Here is an 18,007-nt window from a genome sequence, read left to right as displayed (position 1 = left end):
TGGCCGGGCCTTGACCGGCCCGGCCACAACCCGTCCATTGGCCCCTGCATCCGCAGGTGGGCCAGTTTTCCAACCAGTCAGTGGGAATTGACGATGAATACACCCATTCTTCAAATGCGAGGAATCACCAAGACCTTTCCGGGCGTGAAAGCCCTGCAGGACGTCACCCTGGAAGTGAACCGCGGCGAGGTCCATGCCATCTGCGGTGAAAACGGGGCCGGGAAATCCACCCTCATGAAAGTCCTGTCCGGCGTCTACCCGCACAGTTCCTTCGACGGAGACGTCCTCTTCGAAAACGAACCCTGCGACTTCTCCACCATCAACGACAGCGAGAAGCGCGGCATTGTCATCATCCATCAGGAGCTCGCGCTGAGCCCGTACCTCTCCATCGCGGAGAATATCTACCTTGGCAACGAGCAGGCCAAGAACGGCTGGGTGGACTGGCGCAAAACCAACCTGGAGGCGGCCAAGCTGCTGGCCAGGGTGGGCCTGTCCGAAAATCCGATCACTCCTGTCCAGCACATCAGCGTGGGCAAGCAGCAGTTGGTCGAGATCGCCAAGGCGCTTTCCAAGGAAGTCAAGCTGCTCATCCTTGACGAGCCCACGGCGGCTCTCAACGACGAAGATTCCGGCCATCTGTTGGACCTCATACTCCACCTGAAGGGCCAGGGAATCACCAGCATCATCATCAGCCACAAGCTCAACGAGATCCGCAAGGTGGCGGACGCCGTCACCATCATCCGCGACGGCAAGACCATCGAAACGCTCCGGCTGGACGAAGGCCAGATCACGCAGGAACGCATCATCCGCGGCATGGTGGGCCGGGACCTGGAAAGTCTTTATCCGGACCGCGACCCCAAGATCGGCGAGGAAGTCCTCCGGATCGAGGACTGGTCCGTCCGGCACCCGCAGGACCACTCACGCATGGTGGTCCATAACGCCAGCCTCAACGTCCGCAAGGGCGAAGTGGTGGGCCTCGCAGGGCTGATGGGCGCCGGCCGGACGGAACTTGCCATGAGCGTCTTCGGACGCACTTACGGCACGGCAATGTCCGGGAAGGTGTTCAAGTACGGCCAGGAAATCAACACCTCCACCGTTTCGGAAGCCATCCGGCATGGCATCGCCTATGCCACGGAGGACCGCAAGCTCTACGGCCTGAACCTCATTGAGGACATCAAACGGAACATCTCCATGGCTGCGCTGCGCAAGCTGGTCAAGGGCGGCTGGGTAGACAGCAACCAGGAAACGGTGGTGGCCAACAGCTACCGCAAGAGCATGAACATCAAGGCGCCGTCGGTTGCCGCCATCACCGGCAAACTGTCCGGCGGCAACCAGCAAAAGGTGGTGCTGAGTAAGTGGATGTTCTCCGACCCGGACGTGCTGATCCTTGATGAACCCACCAGGGGTATCGACGTCGGCGCCAAGTTCGAGATCTACACGATCATTGCCAGGCTGGCGGCTGAAGGAAAAGCAGTCATCGTCATCTCGTCCGAACTGCCGGAACTCCTGGGGATCTGCGACAGGATCTACACCCTGTCAGCGGGCCACATCACCGGTGAGGTCCCTATCGCCGAAGCATCCCAGGAAACCCTTATGCACTACATGACCAAAGAGAAGGAATAGCCACCATGTCCGCCCTACGAGAATCCCTCGGCTTCCTGACAAGCCGCCTCCGGCAGGTTGGCATCTTCGTCGCCCTGATCCTGATCGTCCTGCTGTTCCAGGTCCTCACCGACGGAATCCTTCTGCAGCCGCAGAACGTCAGCAACCTTGTGGTCCAGAACAGCTACATCCTCATCCTGGCAATAGGCATGGTGATGGTGATCATTGCCGGCCACATCGACCTCTCCGTGGGTTCGGTCGCCGGCTTCATCGGCGCCGTGGCCGGCGTCATGATGGTCCACTGGGGATGGGCCTGGTGGCTGGCCATCCCGGCCTGCCTCCTGGTCGGCGCGCTGGTGGGGGCCTGGCAAGGCTACTGGATCGCGTACGTTGGCATCCCGGCGTTCATCGTCACGCTGGCCGGCATGCTGATCTTCCGCGGCCTCACCCTGATCACCCTGAAGAACCAGCAGATCACCCCGTTCCCGTCCGAACTGCGTGCCCTGGGCGGCGGCTTCCTCCCTGACATCTCCGGCGGCACGTCGGTCCTGGAGTGGCTGACTGTCATCCTGGGCGTCGGAGCCACCCTTGCCCTGGTCATCCAGGCACTCAAGGAACGCCGGATCCGCAAGAAGTTCGATCTCGAGAACGAACCCATGGCGTGGTTTGCCACCAAGACCACGTTCGTCGCACTGCTCATGCTGACCATCACGTTCCTCCTCGCCAGCTACCGGGGCACACCCATCGTCCTCATTGTCCTGGCCGTCCTGGTGATCGTGTACACGGCCCTGATGAACAACAGCGTCTTCGGCCGGCACGTCTACGCGATCGGCGGAAACCTGCACGCGGCAGAGCTCTCCGGCGTGAAAACCAAAGCCGTCACCTTCCGGCTCTTCGTCAACATGGGCGTCCTGGCCGCACTCGCCGGCCTGGTCTTCACTGCCCGCCTGAACTCCGCACAGCCCGCCGGCGGCACCGGCTTCGAACTGGACGCCATCGCCGCAGCCTTCATCGGCGGCGCCGCCGTCCAGGGCGGCATCGGCACCGTGGCAGGAGCCATGATCGGCGGCCTGATCATGGGTGTGCTGAACAACGGCATGTCCATCCTGGGCCTGGGCACCGACTACCAGCAGCTCATCAAGGGGCTCGTCCTCCTGCTGGCCGTCGGGTTCGACATCTTCAACAAGAACCGCACCGGTGGCGGTGGAAGCAGCATTGGCAAAAAGTTCAAGTTCAGGACCACGCCTCCCGCCACCACTGAATCCAAACCGCCTGCGGAAAGCAAGACAGAGGCGAAGGACCGCCCTGTTACTGTTTCCGCCGCCAAGCCTGAATGACTGGGACCTACTCACACATTCGGAAAGCGTTGCCTAACAATAGGTAGCGTTCACAAATTGGGGTCACAATAAGGAAAAACGAATGTCCACCTCCACAGACCGCATCGACATCGAAGTCACCGACCGGCACCTTCTGGACGAACAGCTCGAGGCCGCCGTCCACCGCCTCCAGGAAGTGGCCCTCCTCACGGGAACCCACGGCATCCTGGTCACCAGGCTCGGACCCGGCCGCTATACCGTCGCGCTGTCGGACCAGGTTCCATTCGGGATGACCCGCGAACTCGTTCCCTAAGGATTGCCTGAACCATGGACGAAGCGACCGAAGACTGGCAACAGCTGGTAGGCAGCTGGGTGGAACTGCGCTACGGGGGCAGCGTGGTCCGCACCGGCGAAGTTGAGGTCGTAGCAGAGGACTCGTCAGTGATGTGGCTGAAGTTCAATGGCAACCATGGCCGGCAGATGGTGGCCAAGACGGACGGTTACGAGGTTTTCCCGATCCGGTGAACCGGCTTCGGACTTCGGCGCATCGGCGAAAAGGAGGCCGACGGCGGCAGGTAACTGCCGCCGTCGGCCTCCTTTTGCTGTTCAAGCCGGAGATCCTTGTACTGACGTCCAGCGAACGGTGCTAGAACGAACCCGTGCTGAACTGCCAGCTTTTTGTGGCCAACTGGTTGCCGGCAAGGTCACGGACCGCGGCTGTCCCGCCGGAAACTGTCACTGTGTACTTGGTCTTCGCGGAAAGGGTCTGCTGCGGATCGAGGACCCACTGGTTGGTGCTGCCGTTGCGGAAGACCGCCGCCGTAACCACCGCGCCGGTGGCAGCGTTCTTTACCGTGAACGTGGCGGTGCTGACGCCCTGGACTGCCTCGCTGAAGGTCACGGTGATGTTGTTGCCCCGCTTGACCAGGTGGGCGTTGCTCCCGGGTGTGAAGCCCGCCACCGTTGGCGCCGGTCCAGTGACAAAAGTCCACCTGGTGGTGGCCAGCGGAGTTCCTGCGGCATCGCGGATCGCCGTGGCCCCTCCCACCAGCGTCGCGGTGAAGGTTCCATCCACGGCCAGGTTCGACGCCGGATCGAGGGTGGCGGTGCGCGTGGCTGCGTTGTAGCTGACCGCGGCTGGAATGACTGTACCGGCGGAATTCTTGAGCACAAACGTTCCCGTGCCTAGCCCCTGGACTGGCGTGCTGAAAGTGGCTGTGACGTTGCTTCCCACGGGCACCGCCGTCTTATCCGCGGCCGGCGTCAACGCCGTGACCGTAGGAGCACTGACGGTTCCGGCTCCGGAATACAACAGGCGGTTGGGCGTGCCGGTTCCGGCGGCCGTGATGAGGCCGGCAGTGGCGTTCGCTGCCAACGTTGCCGCAACCTGTGCCGGGGCGAGCGACGGATTTTGGGAGAGCAGTACCGCCGCTGCACCGGCCGCGTGGGGCGAGGCCATTGACGTGCCGGACATAGACGCGGTTGCCGTGGTGGAGGTGTGGTAGGCCGAGGTGATGCCGACGCCGGGTGCATAGAGGTCAACGCAGGAGCCGAAGTTGGAAAAGGAGGCCTGCCTGTCGGTGGAGTCGCTCGCAGCGACAGTCACGGCCGCGGGCAGGCGGGCCGGGGAAGTGCCGCAGGCGTCAACAGCGGAGTTGCCGGCCGCGACCACTACGGTCACGCCGTCGTTGATGACTCCCTGGAGGGCGGAGTCCACCGCCGAACTGGCGGCCCCGCCCAGGCTCATGTTGGCCACGGCCGGCGCTCCCGCGGCGTGGTTGGCGGCGATCCAGTCCAGGCCGGCGACGACGTCGGAGCTGTAGCCGGATCCGGTGCAGTCAAGGACCCTCACGGGGACGATCGTCGCGCCCTTCGCCACCCCGTAGGTGGAGCCGGCGACGGTCCCGGCGACGTGCGTGCCATGGCCGTTGCAGTCTCCGGACCCGAGGCCGTCGGCAACAGCCGACCAGCCGGCTGCGGTGCGGCCACTCAACTCGGCATGGGAAGCGACGCCGGTGTCAACCACGTAGGCAGTGACGCCTGCGCCCGACGCCGCCCAGGTGTACGAACCCGACAGTGGCAGGGGCCGCTGGTCCACCCTGTCCAGGCCCCACGGGGCCGGCTGCTGCGTCGCGGAAATGCTCACGCGCGCGTCCACTTCAACGGACACGACGCGCGCCGACCGGGACAGCGCGGCAGCCTGTGCCGGCGTGGCGGTCACTACCGCGCCGCGGATCGCCTGCGAAAACGTGCGCCCCACGCCCATTCCCTGGGACCTGTGGGCCGCGGCCTCGGCAGCGACGTCGGAACCGGTGGAGTACCGGACGATGTAGCGGGAGCTGGTGCCGGCTTCTGCCGGGGCAACTGCAGCGGCCGGAAGAGCTGTCGCGGCGAGGGCGACGGCGGTCACCAGCATCGTGGCGGCGCCTGACCGCAGGAGGTATGAGTTGCGAATTTCGGGGTCCTTTATTGGTCGCACGGTCTGCTTCGGACGGACTGTCCACTCGCATTACCAAAAGGATAGGAGTCCGCCACCGCTCAGGCGGCGAATTTGCAGGATCCTGCGCAAACCTTGCGGCTGCTGCGCAGATCCATGGACTTCCCGCGGCAAGGCGGGACTGGCCATGCCAAGGCAGTCAGTCTTCGGTGCCAGGGCTCCTGCGGGACCTGGCTAAGCGGTGAGGAATTTTTCGACGGCGGCAATCGCCCGTTCAGTGATCTCATCGGGGTCTCCGCTGCCCTCAACGGACACCACCATCCCCCTGCCAGCGTAGACGGACACGACCTCGTGGGTTTCGCGGTGGTAGAGGTCGAGGCGGCGCCGGAACACGTCCACGGTGTCGTCCTTGCGGCCCTGTTCCTTGGCCCGCTGCAGCATCCGCTGCTCCAGTTCGGCGTCGGGGGCCAGGAGTTCGATGACGGCGTCAATGCGCTGGCCCTGCGATGCCAGCATGTTGTCCAGTTCCGAGACCTGCGAAGCGGTGCGCGGGTAGCCGTCCAGCAGGAAACCGCCCTGCGCGTCCGCATCCAGAAGACGGTCCTTGACCATGGCGTTCGTCAGGTGGTCCGGCACAAAGTCCCCGTCATCAAGGTACTTGGCGGCCTCCTTGCCGAGTTGAGTGGCCTCGTTGACGTTGCTCCGGAAAATCTCCCCGGTTGATACCGCCGGGATGCTGAAGTGCCGTGCGATGTGCTCGGCCTGGGTTCCTTTGCCGGAGCCGGGCGGACCGATGATGAGCAGTCTGGTCATGTTCCTGTCCCTCCGCGGCCGCATAGTCGCTGGTTTCGGCTCCGCCGCCGGCAGCACCAACGCGTGATTCATTCTGCCCATAAGGGGCAACACAAAGCCAGCCTCCGGAAGATCCCGAAGGCTGGCGTTGGGTTGATGGCAGTGCCGTCGCTGGTGATGGCATAAGCCTGTACGGCGTAATCGTTGGGATTGGAGGCCCTGACGACGGCAACATCGGCTGTGCCGCCCGGGACAAGGTTGGTCCCGAACGGGCAAACAACGCGAGGGGTACTGGTCTTTTGCGGCGTGCTGCGGAAAAACCTCGTGGATTCCGGTCCGTGTCCTCAGTTTTGTTGCGTAAGACAATGAGTTCGCATGACCATGCCGGAGCACGTATATACTTCTCGGTATCGGTTTAGCAGCAGGCCGTTGGAAAGTTCGTCGATCCAGCGACCGTTACCGCTAACACTCCCTCGTGGGTAGGGCGGTACGTTGCCGGCTCGTTTTGACCTGAGTGAATGGCACCAAGAAATCGTGGCCAGCGAGTCAACAGCAAAAACTGACACATCCATCACCGAGCACCTGCATGAACTGGTCCTCAACAGCTCCGATGTTGAGGACTTCCTTAACGAACTTGCCCGCGTGTCCGCGCGCAGCCTCTCGGAGCCCGGCGACGAAGTGCTGTGCAGCATCACCCTTCTGCGCCGGCGGAAAGGCGCCACGGTCGCCAGCAGCGGCCCGGATGCTCAGGCCATCGGCCAGATCGAGTACCAATTCAACGACAGCCCCAGCATGGCGGCGTCCTTGGACCAGATGACAGTCCACATCCCAGATGTGCAAGGTGACGGCCGGTGGCCAGAGTATTCCAATGCTGTCCTGGCCCAGGGGGTCCACTCCGTCCTTGCCCTCCCGTTCCAGCTGGAGGGGGAAACCAAGGCCGCCCTGCTGCTCTACTCCCGGCGGCCCCACCGGTTCGAGGGACGGGTGCTGGAATTCGCCCAGGACTTCGTCAGCCAGACCTCCCTCGCCCTTCAGCTTGCCGTGCGCTTTGCGCATTACAGCGAGACAGCGGCGAACCTGCGGGCCACCCTTCAATCCCGGACCGTGATCGACATGGCGGTTGGCATCATCATGGCCCAGAACCGCTGCAGCCAGGACGGCGCGTTCGGGATCCTCAAGGCCGCCTCCAACACCCGCAACTCCAAACTGCACGATGTGGCAGCGGCCGTGGTCAACTCCATGGGCCAGGGGCCCGCCCGGACGCACTACGACGGGTAGCGCACGGCCGGGCTTCCATTGGGGGAAGCCCGGCCGCCGCACCACCAGGGCGCGTTGGGAGGACGGTCCGCACGAACTCGCCGGAGGCCTGCCGGCTCGCAGCCTGACACATAGGGGCCTATCGGCGAACAGGCAGGCTTCGGTACCGGGGGAGGCGGCTGCGGCTACCTTTGGGGCAGTTCGTGTCCGGCCAACGGCGGAACCACGTCGTAGTAGAGCTCGGCGCCCTTCACCCTCGCCCCCGACGTCGGCTGGTGCGGCGTCAGTTTTCCCCCGGGCATCAGGTGCCGGACCTCAAGTCGGTCCAGTAACACGGCATGGTCGGAGATGAGCCGCCGATGGCACCGCCACCACACTGTCTCGCTGCACATGATCGCCACGGATTGCTCCACCGCCTGCCCGATAAGCTCACCGAGGGCGAGCGAAAATTCAGAAGTCCTCATGTAGGCCGCGTAGGCCCGGAATGACTCGTTGCGCAGCGCGATGTCCGGCGAATCCGGCGGAGGCTTGCGGAACCCTCCCAGCCGCTTTTCCCAGCGGTACTCGACCCCGGCCGCTGGCAGCCACTCTTCGAGCTGGTCTTTGCCGAAATGCGGAAACTTGCGGCTCCCGGGAGCAATGCGGACGTCAACCAGCGCTTGGATTCCTGCCCCGGCCAGCAGCTCCCCGAATTCGTCTTCGCCGGCGGTTCCGTGGCCCACGGTCAGCAGCCGCACCCTCCTGTCCGCCACGACCACGTCCGCCATGACACCCAGCCTTTCACAGGCGCAGCACATATACGGCAAATCGAAGCGATAGCCTGGCTGCCTACAAATGAGGCATGACTCCTCTCAAGAACCAACACCGTAAGGGCCGCCGGATACGGCACGCTGTCGTCGCCGGGGGGCGTCGCCCTCACACTCGCAGCGGGAGGAACCACGGCCTGGGCGCTGGACCCGTTTGTGGTCCAGCACGTGGAAACCTCCGACGCCTCTGCCTATGAGGCCAGCCAGACGGGAACCACGGCAGAAACCACCACTGATTCCTCCAGCACCGCCGTCACCACCGACACCTCCTCAAATCAGCCTTCGCCAACAACAGCTTCGGCGAGAACATCACCGAAACCACCTCCGCCATCGCCGAGGACAACAACGCCGTGTTCGCCATCAACAGGGACTACTACGGCTTCCGCGACACTGGCATCGTGATCCGCAACGGCGTGGTGTTCCGCGACGAGGGCGCACGGCAGGGCCTGGCCTTCTACCGCGACGGCACCGTCAAGGTGTACGACGAAACCACCACCACGGCCGAGCAACTGCTGGCCGACGGCGTCTGGAACACCCTCTCCTTTGGCCCCTCCCTGCTCGACAACGGCGAGGTCGCCGAGGACATCGAGGACGTGGAGGTGGACACCAACTTCGGCAACCATTCCATCCAGGGCGAACAGCCGCGAACCGCCGTCGGAATCATTAATGAGAACCACCTCGTGTTCGTGGTGGTGGACGGCCGGAGCCCCGAGTACAGCGCAGGCGTCACCATGACCGGACTGGCTGAGATCATGCAGGGCCTGGGCGCCACCACCGCGTACAACCTGGACGGTGGCGGATCCTCCACCATGTACTTCAACGGGGAGCTGGTCAACAACCCCTTGGGCGGGAACAAGGAACGCTACCGCCGCCTCGCGCTGAACCTCAAACAATGAACTAAACCCACGCATAGAACTGCTCCCCGGGAGTCGGAACTGAATTTCTCAGTCCAACTTCCGGGGAGCACTTCACCTGGGTGAGAGAGCGTTTGGGAATTTCCCGCGAAAGGTGAGAGAGCGTCCGCGGTTTGTGGTCAGGCCGGCCGCAGGCCGTACTTCGCCCGCGGGTCCAGCGGCACCGCCGTCGGGCGCTTCAGACGGTGGACGGGCGCCGTCAGGAAGACGTGCTCCACGCGGCCGGCGTCCAGGAGCCGTGGAGGCCGTGGCGTCAGTTGAAGGCGAGCTTGTGTCTGTCGTGCTCCATGCGGGAGGCAGCCACGTCATCCATGTTCTCCTCGGCCCATTCCTTCATTTCAAAGACGATACGGAGAAGCGAGTGACCGAGGGGCGTGAGCTCGTAACCTGTGCGCACGGGAACGGACAACGTGACGTGCCGCGAAATCAGTCCGTCACGTTCCAGGGAGCGCAGCGTGGAGGTGAGCATCTTTTGGCTGGCACCGGGAATCCGCCTGCGGAGGTCACTGTGGCGCTGCTCGCCATCCACCAAGGCGAGCATCACCAGGGTCACCCATTTGCTGCTGATCGCCTCAAGCAGTTGGCGTGCCGGGCAAAGGTCCAAGGAAGCGTTGTAGTGCTTCTGTGCTGTCTGACGTTTCTGTTCGGCCGTGAGAGTCATTTCCCCAATACTCTTCTCATCCGATTGGCTCGTGGGCCCAGCATACTTGGGGGTTGATACAGAAGGAAACGTGCCGCAATCCTGGGGTTCCTTTTGCGCGTTGGATGCCTTTGCGAGGAAGGCACTTTGAAGTGCCCCAGGCACAAAATAGTGCGTTCTTACGCACCGCAGAGGCGTAGGTCACGATCGATAACGGGGCACAAAGTGTCCTCTCAGCAAAGCTTTGAAAGGAAGCCCATGCCTACCATCCTCCACATCAACGCTTCTCCCCGCTACGCCAACAGTGACTCTCTGCGGTTGGCCCGGCATTTCATCGATTCCGTCCAGGCTGCCGGTCCGGAGAGCTTCGAGCTGGAGACTCTGGACTTGTTCAGCGACAGTGCACTGCCCGTTTTCGGCCGCACCGCAGCCGCTGCCAAGATGGCTGTTTTCTCCGGCCAGGACCAGACGCCGGAGCAGATCACCGCCTGGGAATCAGCACGGGCCGTCTTCGACCAGTTCGCCGCCGCCGACGCCTATGTCTTCAACATCCCCATGTGGAATGCCGGCGTTCCCTATGTCCTGAAGCAGTGGATCGACATCATTACCCAGCCCGGTTGGAGCTTCGGATTCGACCCGGAAAAGGGCTACCGCGGCCTGATGGAGGGCAAGCAGGCCCTCGCCATCCACACCAGCGGTGTTTACGCCCCCGGCGCTCCGGCAGCCTTCGGTTCTGATTTCAGCAGTACCTTCTTCGCTGACTGGCTGAACTTCGTGGGCATTGAGGACGCCACCCATGTCCATTGCGCCCCTACGGTCCTCAACGGCGACGTGGACGGCACGCGCATGGTTGCCGAGGCCGAGCTCACCGACGCAGCCATCGAGTTCGCCGGCAAGCTCAGCGCCGCCGGAACCCTCCAGCTCGTCAACGACTAAGGCGGCCATTCCTGGACGCGGAAGCGGGGACATTCCCTCCCGTGGCGGTGCTCTAAGCCTGGAATAGCTGCACTAAATCCGCGGCGGTGGTGTGGTCGGTGACCAGGTCGGGGATCACTCCACCGCTGATGGCCGCGGCTATCGGCACCACCTTCTGCCGGCCCTTGGCTACGGCGATCCGTTTGGCGATGTGCTGTAGCCCGTCGGCGCCTATTCCCAGCACAAACGGCGCGTCGTCGGCCTCAACCAGTGAGCCGTCCGCGCGGAGGAAATGACCGCACAAATGGCCCACAGCGCCCTGCAGCGCAAGCCGGGCCAGTTCCTGGGCGGGGATGGGACTGTAGACTCCCGTGCTTTCACAGTGAGAGAGCGTTCGGTATGACAGCGCGGAAAGTGAGAGAGGATTTCCGGGCACTGTATTGATTCCGGTTAACGGCGCATAATTGAACGCACAGGCGGCCTGGAGCCATTGGAGGACATCATGCGGATTCTCGGAGCACTGCTCATCATCTGGCTGATCATCGGAGGTTTCGCCGCCTGGCAGCGTGGTTACTTCGGCGGAGCCCCGGGGTCCTGCGCCCAAGCCGGAACGGTGGCCGTCACCATCGTCGCCGGGCCACTGAACTATATGGGAGCGAACCCGCAGATTGACTGCGAAATCCCGCAACCCTCCCAGTAGCTGCCTTCGTGGTACCGCGGGCGATCCTTCCCTAGAGTAGGACGTGCCGGGTGCGGACGCGTTCCCACCCGAATCGATCCCACAGTCTCGAAAGGACCGCCGCGATGGCTTTCATCACCGTTGGAACCGAAAACAGCACCGACATCGAGCTCTATTACGAAGACCACGGCGCGGGCCAGCCGGTTGTCCTGATCCACGGCTACCCCTTGGACGGAGCATCCTGGGAGAAGCAGACTGTCGCGCTCCTGGACGCCGGCTACCGCGTCATCACCTATGACCGGCGCGGGTTCGGCAAGTCCAGCAAGCCCACCAAGGGCTATGAGTACGACACCTTCGCCGCAGACCTGAACACCATCCTCACCACCTTGGACCTCAAGGAGGCCGTACTGGTGGGATTCTCCATGGGCACCGGTGAAGTGGGCCGGTACCTCAGCACCTATGGTTCGGCGCGCGTGGCCCGGGCCGCCTTCCTGGGCTCGCTGCAACCGTTCCTGCTCCAGACGGCGGACAACCCCGACGGCGTTCCGCAGTCAGTCTTCGACGGGCTCACCGAGGCCGTCACCGCAGACAGGTACGCGTTCTTCACCGAATTCTTCAAGAACTTCTACAACAGTGACACGTTCCTTGGCACCCCGCGGCTCAGCCAAGAGGCAGTCGACGCCAGCTGGAACACCGCCGCGGCCGCCGGCGCCACCGCGTCCGTGGAGGCCCAGCCCACCTGGCTCACCGATTTCCGTGCTGACATTCCCAGGATCGACATTCCGGCATTGATTGTGCACGGCACCGCGGACAACATCCTGCCGATCGACTCCACCGGGCGGCTCTTCGCCAAGGCGCTGCCGAGTGCCCAATATGTAGAGATCGACGGCGCCCCGCACGGCATGCTGTGGACGCACGCCGCGGAGGTCAACCAGGCCCTGCTCCGCTTCCTCGGGAAGTAGCCCGCCCAGCGGGTAGCAGGAAACACGGGAGGTGCCCGGCATTTCGCCGGGCACCTCCCGTGTTCTTACAGATCAGGCCTTTGCGGTCTTGCCGGGCAGTGCCAGCTTGAAGACCTTCGCCCAGGACGATCCCACCTGCTTCAGCAGCGGGCCCGTGGTGTACTTCAGGCCGTAGCGCTGGCAGATCTCACGGACGCGGGGCGCCACCTCGGCATACCGGTTGGACGGCAGGTCCGGGAACAGGTGGTGCTCGATCTGGTGCGACAGGTTTCCGGTCATCAGGTGCATGAACTTGGAACCAGAGATGTTGGCCGAGCCGATCATCTGGCGGACATACCAGTCACCGCGGGTCTCGCCTTCCACCATTTCCTCGGTGAAGGTATCGGTGCCTTCCGGGAAGTGGCCGCAGAAGATCACCGCGTGCGCCCAGACATTGCGAACGGCGTTGGCGGTCAGGGTTCCGTAGAGTGCCTGCCTGCCGGAACCGGTGAGCATGGCCACGGCCGGAGTGGCCGCATAGTCCTTGGTGAACTGCGTGACCACCTTGCGGCCCAGGGCCTTGAGGTCCTTGAGCAGGGCCTCCTTTGACTTCGTGCCTTCCTTGTACTCGGTCAGCTCGAGATCGTAGATGGCGATGCCCCATTCGAACACGGGGGCCAGGATGGCGTTGAACAGCGGGTTGGCCAGATTAATGGGCTTCCACGGCTGGTTCTCGTCCATCCGCAGGAGGTTGTATCCGACGTCGTTGTCCTTGCCCAGCACGTTGGTCCAGCGGTGGTGCAGGTCGTTGTGGGTGTGCTGCCAGGAGCGCGAAGGGGTGACGAAGTCCCATTCCCAGGTGGTGGAGTGGATGTCCGGGTCCCGCATCCAGTCCCACTGGCCGTGCAGGATGTTGTGGCCCAGTTCCATGTTTTCCAGGATCTTGGCGAAGCTCAGCAGTGTAGTGCCGGTGACCCAGGCTGCCTTGTTCTTGCTGACCAGTAGTGCTGCGCGGCCGGAGATCTCCAGCCCGCGCTGGATCTTGATCATGCGCCGGATGTAGGCGGCGTCGGAGGCGCCGCGCTTGGCCAGGATCTCGTCGCGGATCGCATCGAGTTCGCGGCCCAGCTCAGCTACCTGTTCGTCGGAAAGGTGTGCTGCTGCGGGGGGACGGACTGTCGGGCTGCCGGATTCCGCCAATGCTCCCGGGCGCGTCCTTGCCGTCCCTGTCGTGGTGGCCTTGCCTGCTGAAATTACTGACATGCGATATAGCTCCTCAGATTTCGAGGTTGACGGGTCCGGCGGCTGCCGAGACACACGTTTGGATCAGTTGGCCGGGTTCGCCGTGGATTTCGTTGGTGCGGAGATCCCGGACCTGGCCGGCCCGGAGCGGGGTCAGGCAGCTGTGGCAGATTCCCATCCGGCAGCCGCTGGGCATGAGCACCCCGGCGTCCTCGGCGACGTCCAGAAGGGGGGTATCGCCGTCGGCGTCCACCTCCCTGTCCGATGTCTCAAAGGTGACCAGGCCGCCGTCGTGCCCCACACCGCCGGCGAACGTGGTGTTGAACCGTTCAATCATGAGGTTTCCGGGATCGCCGGCGAGCGCCACGTCCGAGCCGGGGGCACCCGCGGTCAGGGAGGCCTGCTTCCACAGGGCCTCGGCGTCATCCAGGAAGCTGTCCGGACCACACGCGTAGGCGGCACGTTCCTTCCAGTCCGGGCAGATGTCGTCAAGCTCGGCCGTAGTGGTGAAGTCCATGCGGCCCTGCTGGCCCGTGAACCAGTGCGCCAGCCGGAAGTTGGGGAACTGGTCCGCGAGTTCGGCAAGTTCCTCCCGGAACAGGCTGTCACCCGGCGTGCGGGCCGAGTGGATCAGCACGACGTCGGCATCCCGGCGCCGCGGGACCAAGGTACGGATCATGGACATCACCGGAGTGATACCGCTTCCGGCGGTGACCATCAGCAGCGGCCGCGGGTGCTCCGGCAGGACAAAGTCGCCCTGTGGCGGGGCCAGGAACAGGACATCGCCGGGTTTAGTGGTGCGCACCAGCGTCCCGGAAACGGCGCCTACGTCCGTGACGGTGATCGCCGGGTCCTTGCCGGCGGGGGCGCTCAGGGAATAGGAACGCCAGTGGCGGACGCCGTCCAGCTCAACTCCGATGCGCGCCCACTGGCCGGCCAGGTGGGAATGCCAGCCGCGGCCGGGGCGGAAGAAGATGGTGGCCGACTGTGCCGTCTCCTGGACCACACGCGTGACCACGCCTCGCAGCTGCCGGGCGGAGTAGACAGGGTTGAATAGCGCCAGGATGTCTTCGGGCGCCAATGGCGAAGTCAAAACAGAGGCCGCATTGGCCAACTGACGTAGCCGGATCATGCAGTTAAGCCTAAAGCGGCGCGAGCCATATTTCTCTCTCCCGTCACATGACCGTTCCGCAGTCACGCTGTAATGGTGGACGCTAAGCCCCCAAGCCGCTATAAGCCTAACGGCTCCCGTCCGTCGATGGTTCCATACCTAGGATAGTAAGCATGCTGGCTAGATTCCATTACCTCTTTTGGGAACCGCCAATTTGGACCACAGCTTGGTCTTATGGTTAGCGGGCATCCCGCTCGTCGAACTCCTCATCAAGATCGAAATGCCTGAATTCGGTCTCAGGATTCGGTCCGCCCTCCGCCACATACTCGAAGTCCAACTGTCGCTGGACCTGGCTGTCCAGGACCTGAAGCTCCTGGTCCGGCACGGCGGAAAGGTCTTCGGGAAACGCGTCTTCCGGTTTCAGGTGGAGTTTGTCAGACATAGGGTGCCTCCCGGGCAGTCACGGATTGCCCGGCCGCAGATGGTCCGTGCTCCCTCAGAATATTACTTCCGGGAGCGGACACCCAAAGCTTTGGCATAAGCATCAGGAAACCGAGCGACTCCAACCGATGGCGGGCGCGACGTGGCGGGCGATGTTGCCCAGCATCTTGGCATTGAAGTCAACGCCGAGCTGGTTGGGCACGGTGAGCAGCAGAGTATCGGCTGCCTGCACTGCGGCGTCGGCAGCGAGCTGCTCCGCCAGGACGTCCGGGGCACCCACGTAGCTCTTGCCGAACCGTGCCGTCAGCCCATCGATAATGCCCACCTGGTCCCGGCTGTCCCGCAGGGCACTTCCGGCGAAGTACCGGTTGTCCTCTTCGTCCACGATCGGCAGGACGCTGCGGCTGACGGACACTCGCGGCTGGTGGCTGTGGCCTGCCGCGGCCCACGCATCCCGGAAGAGTTGTATCTGCTCTGCCTGGAGCTGGTCGAAGGGCACGCCTGTGTCCTCCGTCAGCAGTGTGGAGCTCATCAGGTTCATGCCCAGCCCGGCGGCCCACACCGCGGTTTTCCGTGATCCGGCACCCCACCAGATGCGCTCCGTCAGCCCCGGCGACTGAGGCTGGACAGGCAGCAGCCCAGTGGCGCCGCCGGCATAACGGGGATCCGCCTCCGCAACGCCCCCGCCGCCGATGGCCTGGCGGAACTGCTCAGTGTGCCGGCGGGCCATGTCTGCGTCGGTCTCCCCGGTCTCCGGGCTGAAGCCGAAGGCCGCGGCCCCGTTCCGGGCCGGCTCGGGTGAGCCGCGGCTGATGCCCAGCTGCAGGCGCCCAGCACTGATCAGATCCGTGGCTGCCGCTTCCTCTGCCATATACAGCGGATTCTCATAGCGCATGTCTATGACGCCGGTGCCCATTTCAATCCGGCTGGTCCGGGCTGCGATGGCGGCCAGGAGAGGGAACGGGGACGCCTGCTGCCTGGCGAAGTGGTGGACCCGGAAGAACGCCCCGTCTATTCCCAACTCCTCGGCCGCTACCGCCAGCTCGATGCCCTGAAGCAGGGCTTCGCCCGCTGTCCGGGTCCGGGAACCCTGACCGGGACCCCAGTGGCCAAACGAGAGAAATCCGATGCGCTTCATGTCAGGCCCAACCGCGGGACAGGCGGCGGCATTCCCGTGCTGCCATGATGGCACTGTGAGTATTCCTGATGACGCTGTGGCTGTCGCAAAAACGGTCGTGTTGTTCGCCTTGGCAGCGGCGGCCGAGATCGGCGGGGCGTGGCTGGTGTGGCAGTCCGTACGTGAAGGCAAGGACTGGTGGTGGGCAGGGCTGGGAGTAGTGGCCCTTGGGCTGTACGGCTTTGTGGCCACGCTGCAGCCCGACGCGCATTTCGGCCGGATCCTGGCCGCCTACGGCGGTGTATTTGTTGCCGGTTCGCTGGTTTGGGGCATGTCCTTTGACGGCTTCCGGCCGGACCGGTGGGACATCATCGGCTCCGCCATCTGCCTGGTTGGCGTGGCCGTCATCATGTTCGCCCCGCGCAGCTCTGGCTGAGACGGCCCCTCTTGGGCCTGAAGTGTGCATCTACGGCGCCGGCCCGCCCGGCCCGTCGGCATGGCGGCTAAACTGTCAGCGTGCCCAGCAACCAGCTCCCGTCCAGCGACCCTGGACCGCCGTCGCGCGGGAAAATCGCGGAACGGCTGCTGCCCGGCGGCACCGAACCGGATCCCCGTTTCACGCTCGCCAACGAACGCACGTTCCTGGCCTGGATCCGCACCTCGCTGGCGATGCTGGCAGGTGGCATCGCCATTGAGGCGTTCACATCAGACCTGTTCCTGGAACCTGTCCGTAAGGGCCTGGCCGTGCTGCTGCTTCTGCTTGGAATGCTGCTGAGCGCCGGTGCTGCGGTTCGCTGGATCCGGGTGGAGCGGAGCATGCGCAACAAAACCCCGCTGCCGCTGCCGCTCATCGTGCCACTGCTGTCCGGAGCGGGAGCCTTGGCCGCCGCCGTCGTCCTGATTTTCGTCCTCTGGCGCTGAGGCCATGGCCCGCAGCCGCCATCCCGTGGGCCAGCACGGCGACCCTGGCCTCCAGCCCGAGCGGACCACGCTGGCGTGGGGCCGGACCATGATGGCGCTGGTGACAGTCAGTGCGATTTTCCTGCGCTGGCTCCCCCAGCACGGCCTCCCCATCCTGCTGCTGTTTGCCGTTGCTGCCACCGCCGCGGGGACGATCTATCTCACGCAGCGCCGGCGCTACCGCGCGAGTGCGCAGGGAATCGCGCGGGAGAATTTCGACGCCGACACCACCGCGGTGCTCTGGACCGCGTTCGCAGGGGTTGCGATGGGGGCACTGGGGATCGGTGTGGTCCTGGCCGGCTAAAGCCGCTTTTGGAAATGGGCCGCTGCCACCCCGCCGCTTCAACGTGCACTTCAGAACATCGGGAGAAAAAAGCCCACGATCAGGGCCAAGGTTCCAACGCCTGTGAGCAGCCGGCCAACGACGACGGCGGTCCTCCCGGCAGGCTCCGGAGCTGCGGTCTGCCACTGTGTGGGGCGTTTGGGGTGGTAGTAGATGGGGAGGGTGTCCCCCACTGCCATGTCCTTGATGTCGTGGGGTGACATCGGCGCGTGATGGATCCGGTACTTGTGGTCGAACCACCGGAAGCCCGTGCCGGTGGCGTCGGAGTACACCACGCCCTCGGCCACGACCCACGGATTCACGAAGCGCCGCAGGATCCCCGTGTACACCAGCAGGACCAGCCCGATCGGCAGGCATAACCAGGTCAGCATCTCCAGGATGGGACCTGCCATATCGAGCACAGTGGACATGGTCATGATGCTACAGGTGGCAGGTTACGCAGGAGACGCGGCCGCCGCAGTCAAGACCGATCTGACCACCTGTGCCGTCAGGTG

At 64.1% G+C, this 18,007-nt stretch carries 21 protein-coding genes and 1 pseudogene; 12 read left to right on the top strand and 10 right to left on the bottom strand.

Annotation, left to right across the window (positions count from 1 at the left end; translation table 11 throughout):
* The first annotated feature begins 93 nt into the window (after nucleotides 1-93).
* The 4 genes from mmsA to QFZ30_RS01955 all read left to right on the top strand — a co-directional run bounded on the left by mmsA (nucleotide 94) and on the right by QFZ30_RS01955 (nucleotide 3,443).
* The gene (mmsA, locus tag QFZ30_RS01970; protein WP_307072986.1) at nucleotides 94-1,623 is read left to right on the top strand and encodes a multiple monosaccharide ABC transporter ATP-binding protein; all 1,530 of its coding nucleotides are present in this window, start codon (nucleotides 94-96) and stop codon (nucleotides 1,621-1,623) included.
* Between the two features lie 5 nt (nucleotides 1,624-1,628).
* Complete coding sequence (mmsB, locus tag QFZ30_RS01965) at nucleotides 1,629-2,939, top strand: multiple monosaccharide ABC transporter permease (RefSeq protein WP_307072984.1); 1,311 nt, start codon at nucleotides 1,629-1,631, stop codon at nucleotides 2,937-2,939.
* An 82-nt stretch (nucleotides 2,940-3,021) separates the two neighbouring features.
* Complete coding sequence (locus QFZ30_RS01960) at nucleotides 3,022-3,231, top strand: hypothetical protein (RefSeq protein WP_307072982.1); 210 nt, start codon at nucleotides 3,022-3,024, stop codon at nucleotides 3,229-3,231.
* Nucleotides 3,232-3,245: 14 nt separating this feature from the next.
* On the top strand, nucleotides 3,246-3,443 hold the full coding sequence (locus tag QFZ30_RS01955) for a hypothetical protein (protein WP_307072980.1): 198 nt from the start codon (nucleotides 3,246-3,248) through the stop codon (nucleotides 3,441-3,443).
* A 121-nt stretch (nucleotides 3,444-3,564) separates the two neighbouring features.
* On the opposite strand, the gene QFZ30_RS01950 is transcribed toward QFZ30_RS01955, so the two are convergent.
* Nucleotides 3,565-5,397 carry a S8 family serine peptidase gene (locus QFZ30_RS01950; protein WP_307072978.1) on the bottom strand — a complete coding sequence of 611 codons (1,833 nt, stop codon included), beginning with the start codon at nucleotides 5,395-5,397 and terminating at the stop codon, nucleotides 3,565-3,567.
* Between the two features lie 192 nt (nucleotides 5,398-5,589).
* Entirely contained in the window at nucleotides 5,590-6,168 is a 579-nt protein-coding gene (locus tag QFZ30_RS01945; protein ID WP_307072976.1) for an adenylate kinase, read from the bottom strand.
* A 513-nt stretch (nucleotides 6,169-6,681) separates the two neighbouring features.
* Between QFZ30_RS01945 and QFZ30_RS01940 the strand changes: the two genes are divergently transcribed.
* Nucleotides 6,682-7,425, top strand: coding sequence for a GAF and ANTAR domain-containing protein (locus tag QFZ30_RS01940; protein ID WP_307072973.1), 744 nt, complete (start codon nucleotides 6,682-6,684; stop codon nucleotides 7,423-7,425).
* 164 nt (nucleotides 7,426-7,589) lie between these two features.
* On the opposite strand, the gene QFZ30_RS01935 is transcribed toward QFZ30_RS01940, so the two are convergent.
* A complete protein-coding gene (locus tag QFZ30_RS01935) occupies nucleotides 7,590-8,171 on the bottom strand; it encodes a DUF488 domain-containing protein (RefSeq protein WP_307072971.1) in 582 nt (193 codons plus the stop codon).
* Nucleotides 8,172-8,245: 74 nt separating this feature from the next.
* Between QFZ30_RS01935 and QFZ30_RS01930 the strand changes: the two are divergent.
* A pseudogene (locus QFZ30_RS01930) lies at nucleotides 8,246-9,106 on the top strand (phosphodiester glycosidase family protein).
* Between the two features lie 271 nt (nucleotides 9,107-9,377).
* Here QFZ30_RS01930 and QFZ30_RS01925 read toward each other — a convergent pair.
* Nucleotides 9,378-9,785: a winged helix-turn-helix transcriptional regulator gene (locus QFZ30_RS01925; RefSeq protein ID WP_307072969.1), complete on the bottom strand. Its 408-nt coding sequence runs from the start codon at nucleotides 9,783-9,785 to the stop codon at nucleotides 9,378-9,380.
* A 237-nt stretch (nucleotides 9,786-10,022) separates the two neighbouring features.
* Here QFZ30_RS01925 and QFZ30_RS01920 point away from each other — a divergent pair, with 237 nt between their 5' ends.
* Nucleotides 10,023-10,700: an FMN-dependent NADH-azoreductase gene (locus tag QFZ30_RS01920; RefSeq protein WP_307072966.1), complete on the top strand. Its 678-nt coding sequence runs from the start codon at nucleotides 10,023-10,025 to the stop codon at nucleotides 10,698-10,700.
* A gap of 52 nt (nucleotides 10,701-10,752) precedes the next feature.
* Here the strand turns inward: QFZ30_RS01920 and QFZ30_RS01915 are convergent, their stop codons facing one another.
* Nucleotides 10,753-11,115, bottom strand: a complete 363-nt coding sequence (locus QFZ30_RS01915; protein WP_307072964.1) for a sugar-binding domain-containing protein — start codon at nucleotides 11,113-11,115, stop codon at nucleotides 10,753-10,755.
* 66 nt (nucleotides 11,116-11,181) lie between these two features.
* Here QFZ30_RS01915 and QFZ30_RS01910 point away from each other — a divergent pair, with 66 nt between their 5' ends.
* Entirely contained in the window at nucleotides 11,182-11,379 is a 198-nt protein-coding gene (locus tag QFZ30_RS01910; protein WP_307072963.1) for a hypothetical protein, read from the top strand.
* 104 nt (nucleotides 11,380-11,483) lie between these two features.
* Entirely contained in the window at nucleotides 11,484-12,320 is an 837-nt protein-coding gene (locus QFZ30_RS01905; protein ID WP_307072961.1) for an alpha/beta fold hydrolase, read from the top strand.
* A gap of 72 nt (nucleotides 12,321-12,392) precedes the next feature.
* On the opposite strand, the gene QFZ30_RS01900 is transcribed toward QFZ30_RS01905, so the two are convergent.
* From QFZ30_RS01900 to QFZ30_RS01885, 4 genes are all read right to left on the bottom strand, one after another.
* Entirely contained in the window at nucleotides 12,393-13,562 is a 1,170-nt protein-coding gene (locus tag QFZ30_RS01900; protein WP_307072959.1) for a fatty acid desaturase family protein, read from the bottom strand.
* Between the two features lie 13 nt (nucleotides 13,563-13,575).
* Nucleotides 13,576-14,673 (bottom strand): ferredoxin reductase, encoded by a 1,098-nt coding sequence (locus tag QFZ30_RS01895; RefSeq protein WP_307072957.1) that lies wholly within the window; start codon nucleotides 14,671-14,673, stop codon nucleotides 13,576-13,578.
* A gap of 217 nt (nucleotides 14,674-14,890) precedes the next feature.
* On the bottom strand, nucleotides 14,891-15,094 hold the full coding sequence (locus tag QFZ30_RS01890) for a hypothetical protein (protein WP_307072955.1): 204 nt from the start codon (nucleotides 15,092-15,094) through the stop codon (nucleotides 14,891-14,893).
* Between the two features lie 102 nt (nucleotides 15,095-15,196).
* On the bottom strand, nucleotides 15,197-16,231 hold the full coding sequence (locus QFZ30_RS01885) for an LLM class flavin-dependent oxidoreductase (protein WP_307072953.1): 1,035 nt from the start codon (nucleotides 16,229-16,231) through the stop codon (nucleotides 15,197-15,199).
* Between the two features lie 76 nt (nucleotides 16,232-16,307).
* On the opposite strand from QFZ30_RS01885, the gene QFZ30_RS01880 reads away from it, so the two are divergent.
* The 3 genes from QFZ30_RS01880 (at nucleotide 16,308) to QFZ30_RS01870 (ending at nucleotide 17,474) form a co-directional block, all read left to right on the top strand.
* Nucleotides 16,308-16,646 (top strand): YnfA family protein, encoded by a 339-nt coding sequence (locus tag QFZ30_RS01880; protein ID WP_307079978.1) that lies wholly within the window; start codon nucleotides 16,308-16,310, stop codon nucleotides 16,644-16,646.
* Between the two features lie 80 nt (nucleotides 16,647-16,726).
* Nucleotides 16,727-17,131: a YidH family protein gene (locus tag QFZ30_RS01875; protein ID WP_307072951.1), complete on the top strand. Its 405-nt coding sequence runs from the start codon at nucleotides 16,727-16,729 to the stop codon at nucleotides 17,129-17,131.
* Between the two features lie 4 nt (nucleotides 17,132-17,135).
* Nucleotides 17,136-17,474, top strand: a complete 339-nt coding sequence (locus tag QFZ30_RS01870; protein WP_307072949.1) for a DUF202 domain-containing protein — start codon at nucleotides 17,136-17,138, stop codon at nucleotides 17,472-17,474.
* Between the two features lie 50 nt (nucleotides 17,475-17,524).
* On the opposite strand, the gene QFZ30_RS01865 is transcribed toward QFZ30_RS01870, so the two are convergent.
* Nucleotides 17,525-17,923: a DUF3592 domain-containing protein gene (locus tag QFZ30_RS01865; protein ID WP_307072948.1), complete on the bottom strand. Its 399-nt coding sequence runs from the start codon at nucleotides 17,921-17,923 to the stop codon at nucleotides 17,525-17,527.
* Nucleotides 17,924-18,007 lie beyond the last annotated feature (84 nt).

The sequence above is a fragment of the Arthrobacter pascens genome (genome assembly GCF_030815585.1).
GTDB classification, from domain to species: domain Bacteria; phylum Actinomycetota; class Actinomycetes; order Actinomycetales; family Micrococcaceae; genus Arthrobacter; species Arthrobacter pascens_A.
Note: the sequence above shows the minus strand (reverse complement) of the source record. Positions and strands in the feature narration are given on the sequence as shown.

Bases quoted from the DNA above. Each gene is read 5' to 3' on its own strand.
- QFZ30_RS01900 (WP_307072959.1), bottom strand. From the start codon at position 13,562: ATGTCAGTAATTTCAGCAGGCAAGGCCACCACGACAGGGACGGCAAGG.
- QFZ30_RS01945 (WP_307072976.1), bottom strand. From the start codon at position 6,168: ATGACCAGACTGCTCATCATCGGTCCGCCCGGCTCCGGCAAAGGAACC.
- QFZ30_RS01935 (WP_307072971.1), bottom strand. From the start codon at position 8,171: ATGGCGGACGTGGTCGTGGCGGACAGGAGGGTGCGGCTGCTGACCGTG.
- mmsB (WP_307072984.1), top strand. From the start codon at position 1,629: ATGTCCGCCCTACGAGAATCCCTCGGCTTCCTGACAAGCCGCCTCCGG.
- QFZ30_RS01885 (WP_307072953.1), bottom strand. From the start codon at position 16,231: ATGAAGCGCATCGGATTTCTCTCGTTTGGCCACTGGGGTCCCGGTCAG.
- QFZ30_RS01955 (WP_307072980.1), top strand. From the start codon at position 3,246: ATGGACGAAGCGACCGAAGACTGGCAACAGCTGGTAGGCAGCTGGGTG.
- QFZ30_RS01910 (WP_307072963.1), top strand. From the start codon at position 11,182: ATGCGGATTCTCGGAGCACTGCTCATCATCTGGCTGATCATCGGAGGT.
- QFZ30_RS01865 (WP_307072948.1), bottom strand. From the start codon at position 17,923: ATGTCCACTGTGCTCGATATGGCAGGTCCCATCCTGGAGATGCTGACC.
- QFZ30_RS01960 (WP_307072982.1), top strand. From the start codon at position 3,022: ATGTCCACCTCCACAGACCGCATCGACATCGAAGTCACCGACCGGCAC.
- QFZ30_RS01905 (WP_307072961.1), top strand. From the start codon at position 11,484: ATGGCTTTCATCACCGTTGGAACCGAAAACAGCACCGACATCGAGCTC.
- QFZ30_RS01870 (WP_307072949.1), top strand. From the start codon at position 17,136: ATGGCCCGCAGCCGCCATCCCGTGGGCCAGCACGGCGACCCTGGCCTC.
- QFZ30_RS01920 (WP_307072966.1), top strand. From the start codon at position 10,023: ATGCCTACCATCCTCCACATCAACGCTTCTCCCCGCTACGCCAACAGT.
- QFZ30_RS01890 (WP_307072955.1), bottom strand. From the start codon at position 15,094: ATGTCTGACAAACTCCACCTGAAACCGGAAGACGCGTTTCCCGAAGAC.
- mmsA (WP_307072986.1), top strand. From the start codon at position 94: ATGAATACACCCATTCTTCAAATGCGAGGAATCACCAAGACCTTTCCG.
- QFZ30_RS01895 (WP_307072957.1), bottom strand. From the start codon at position 14,673: ATGATCCGGCTACGTCAGTTGGCCAATGCGGCCTCTGTTTTGACTTCG.
- QFZ30_RS01925 (WP_307072969.1), bottom strand. From the start codon at position 9,785: ATGACTCTCACGGCCGAACAGAAACGTCAGACAGCACAGAAGCACTAC.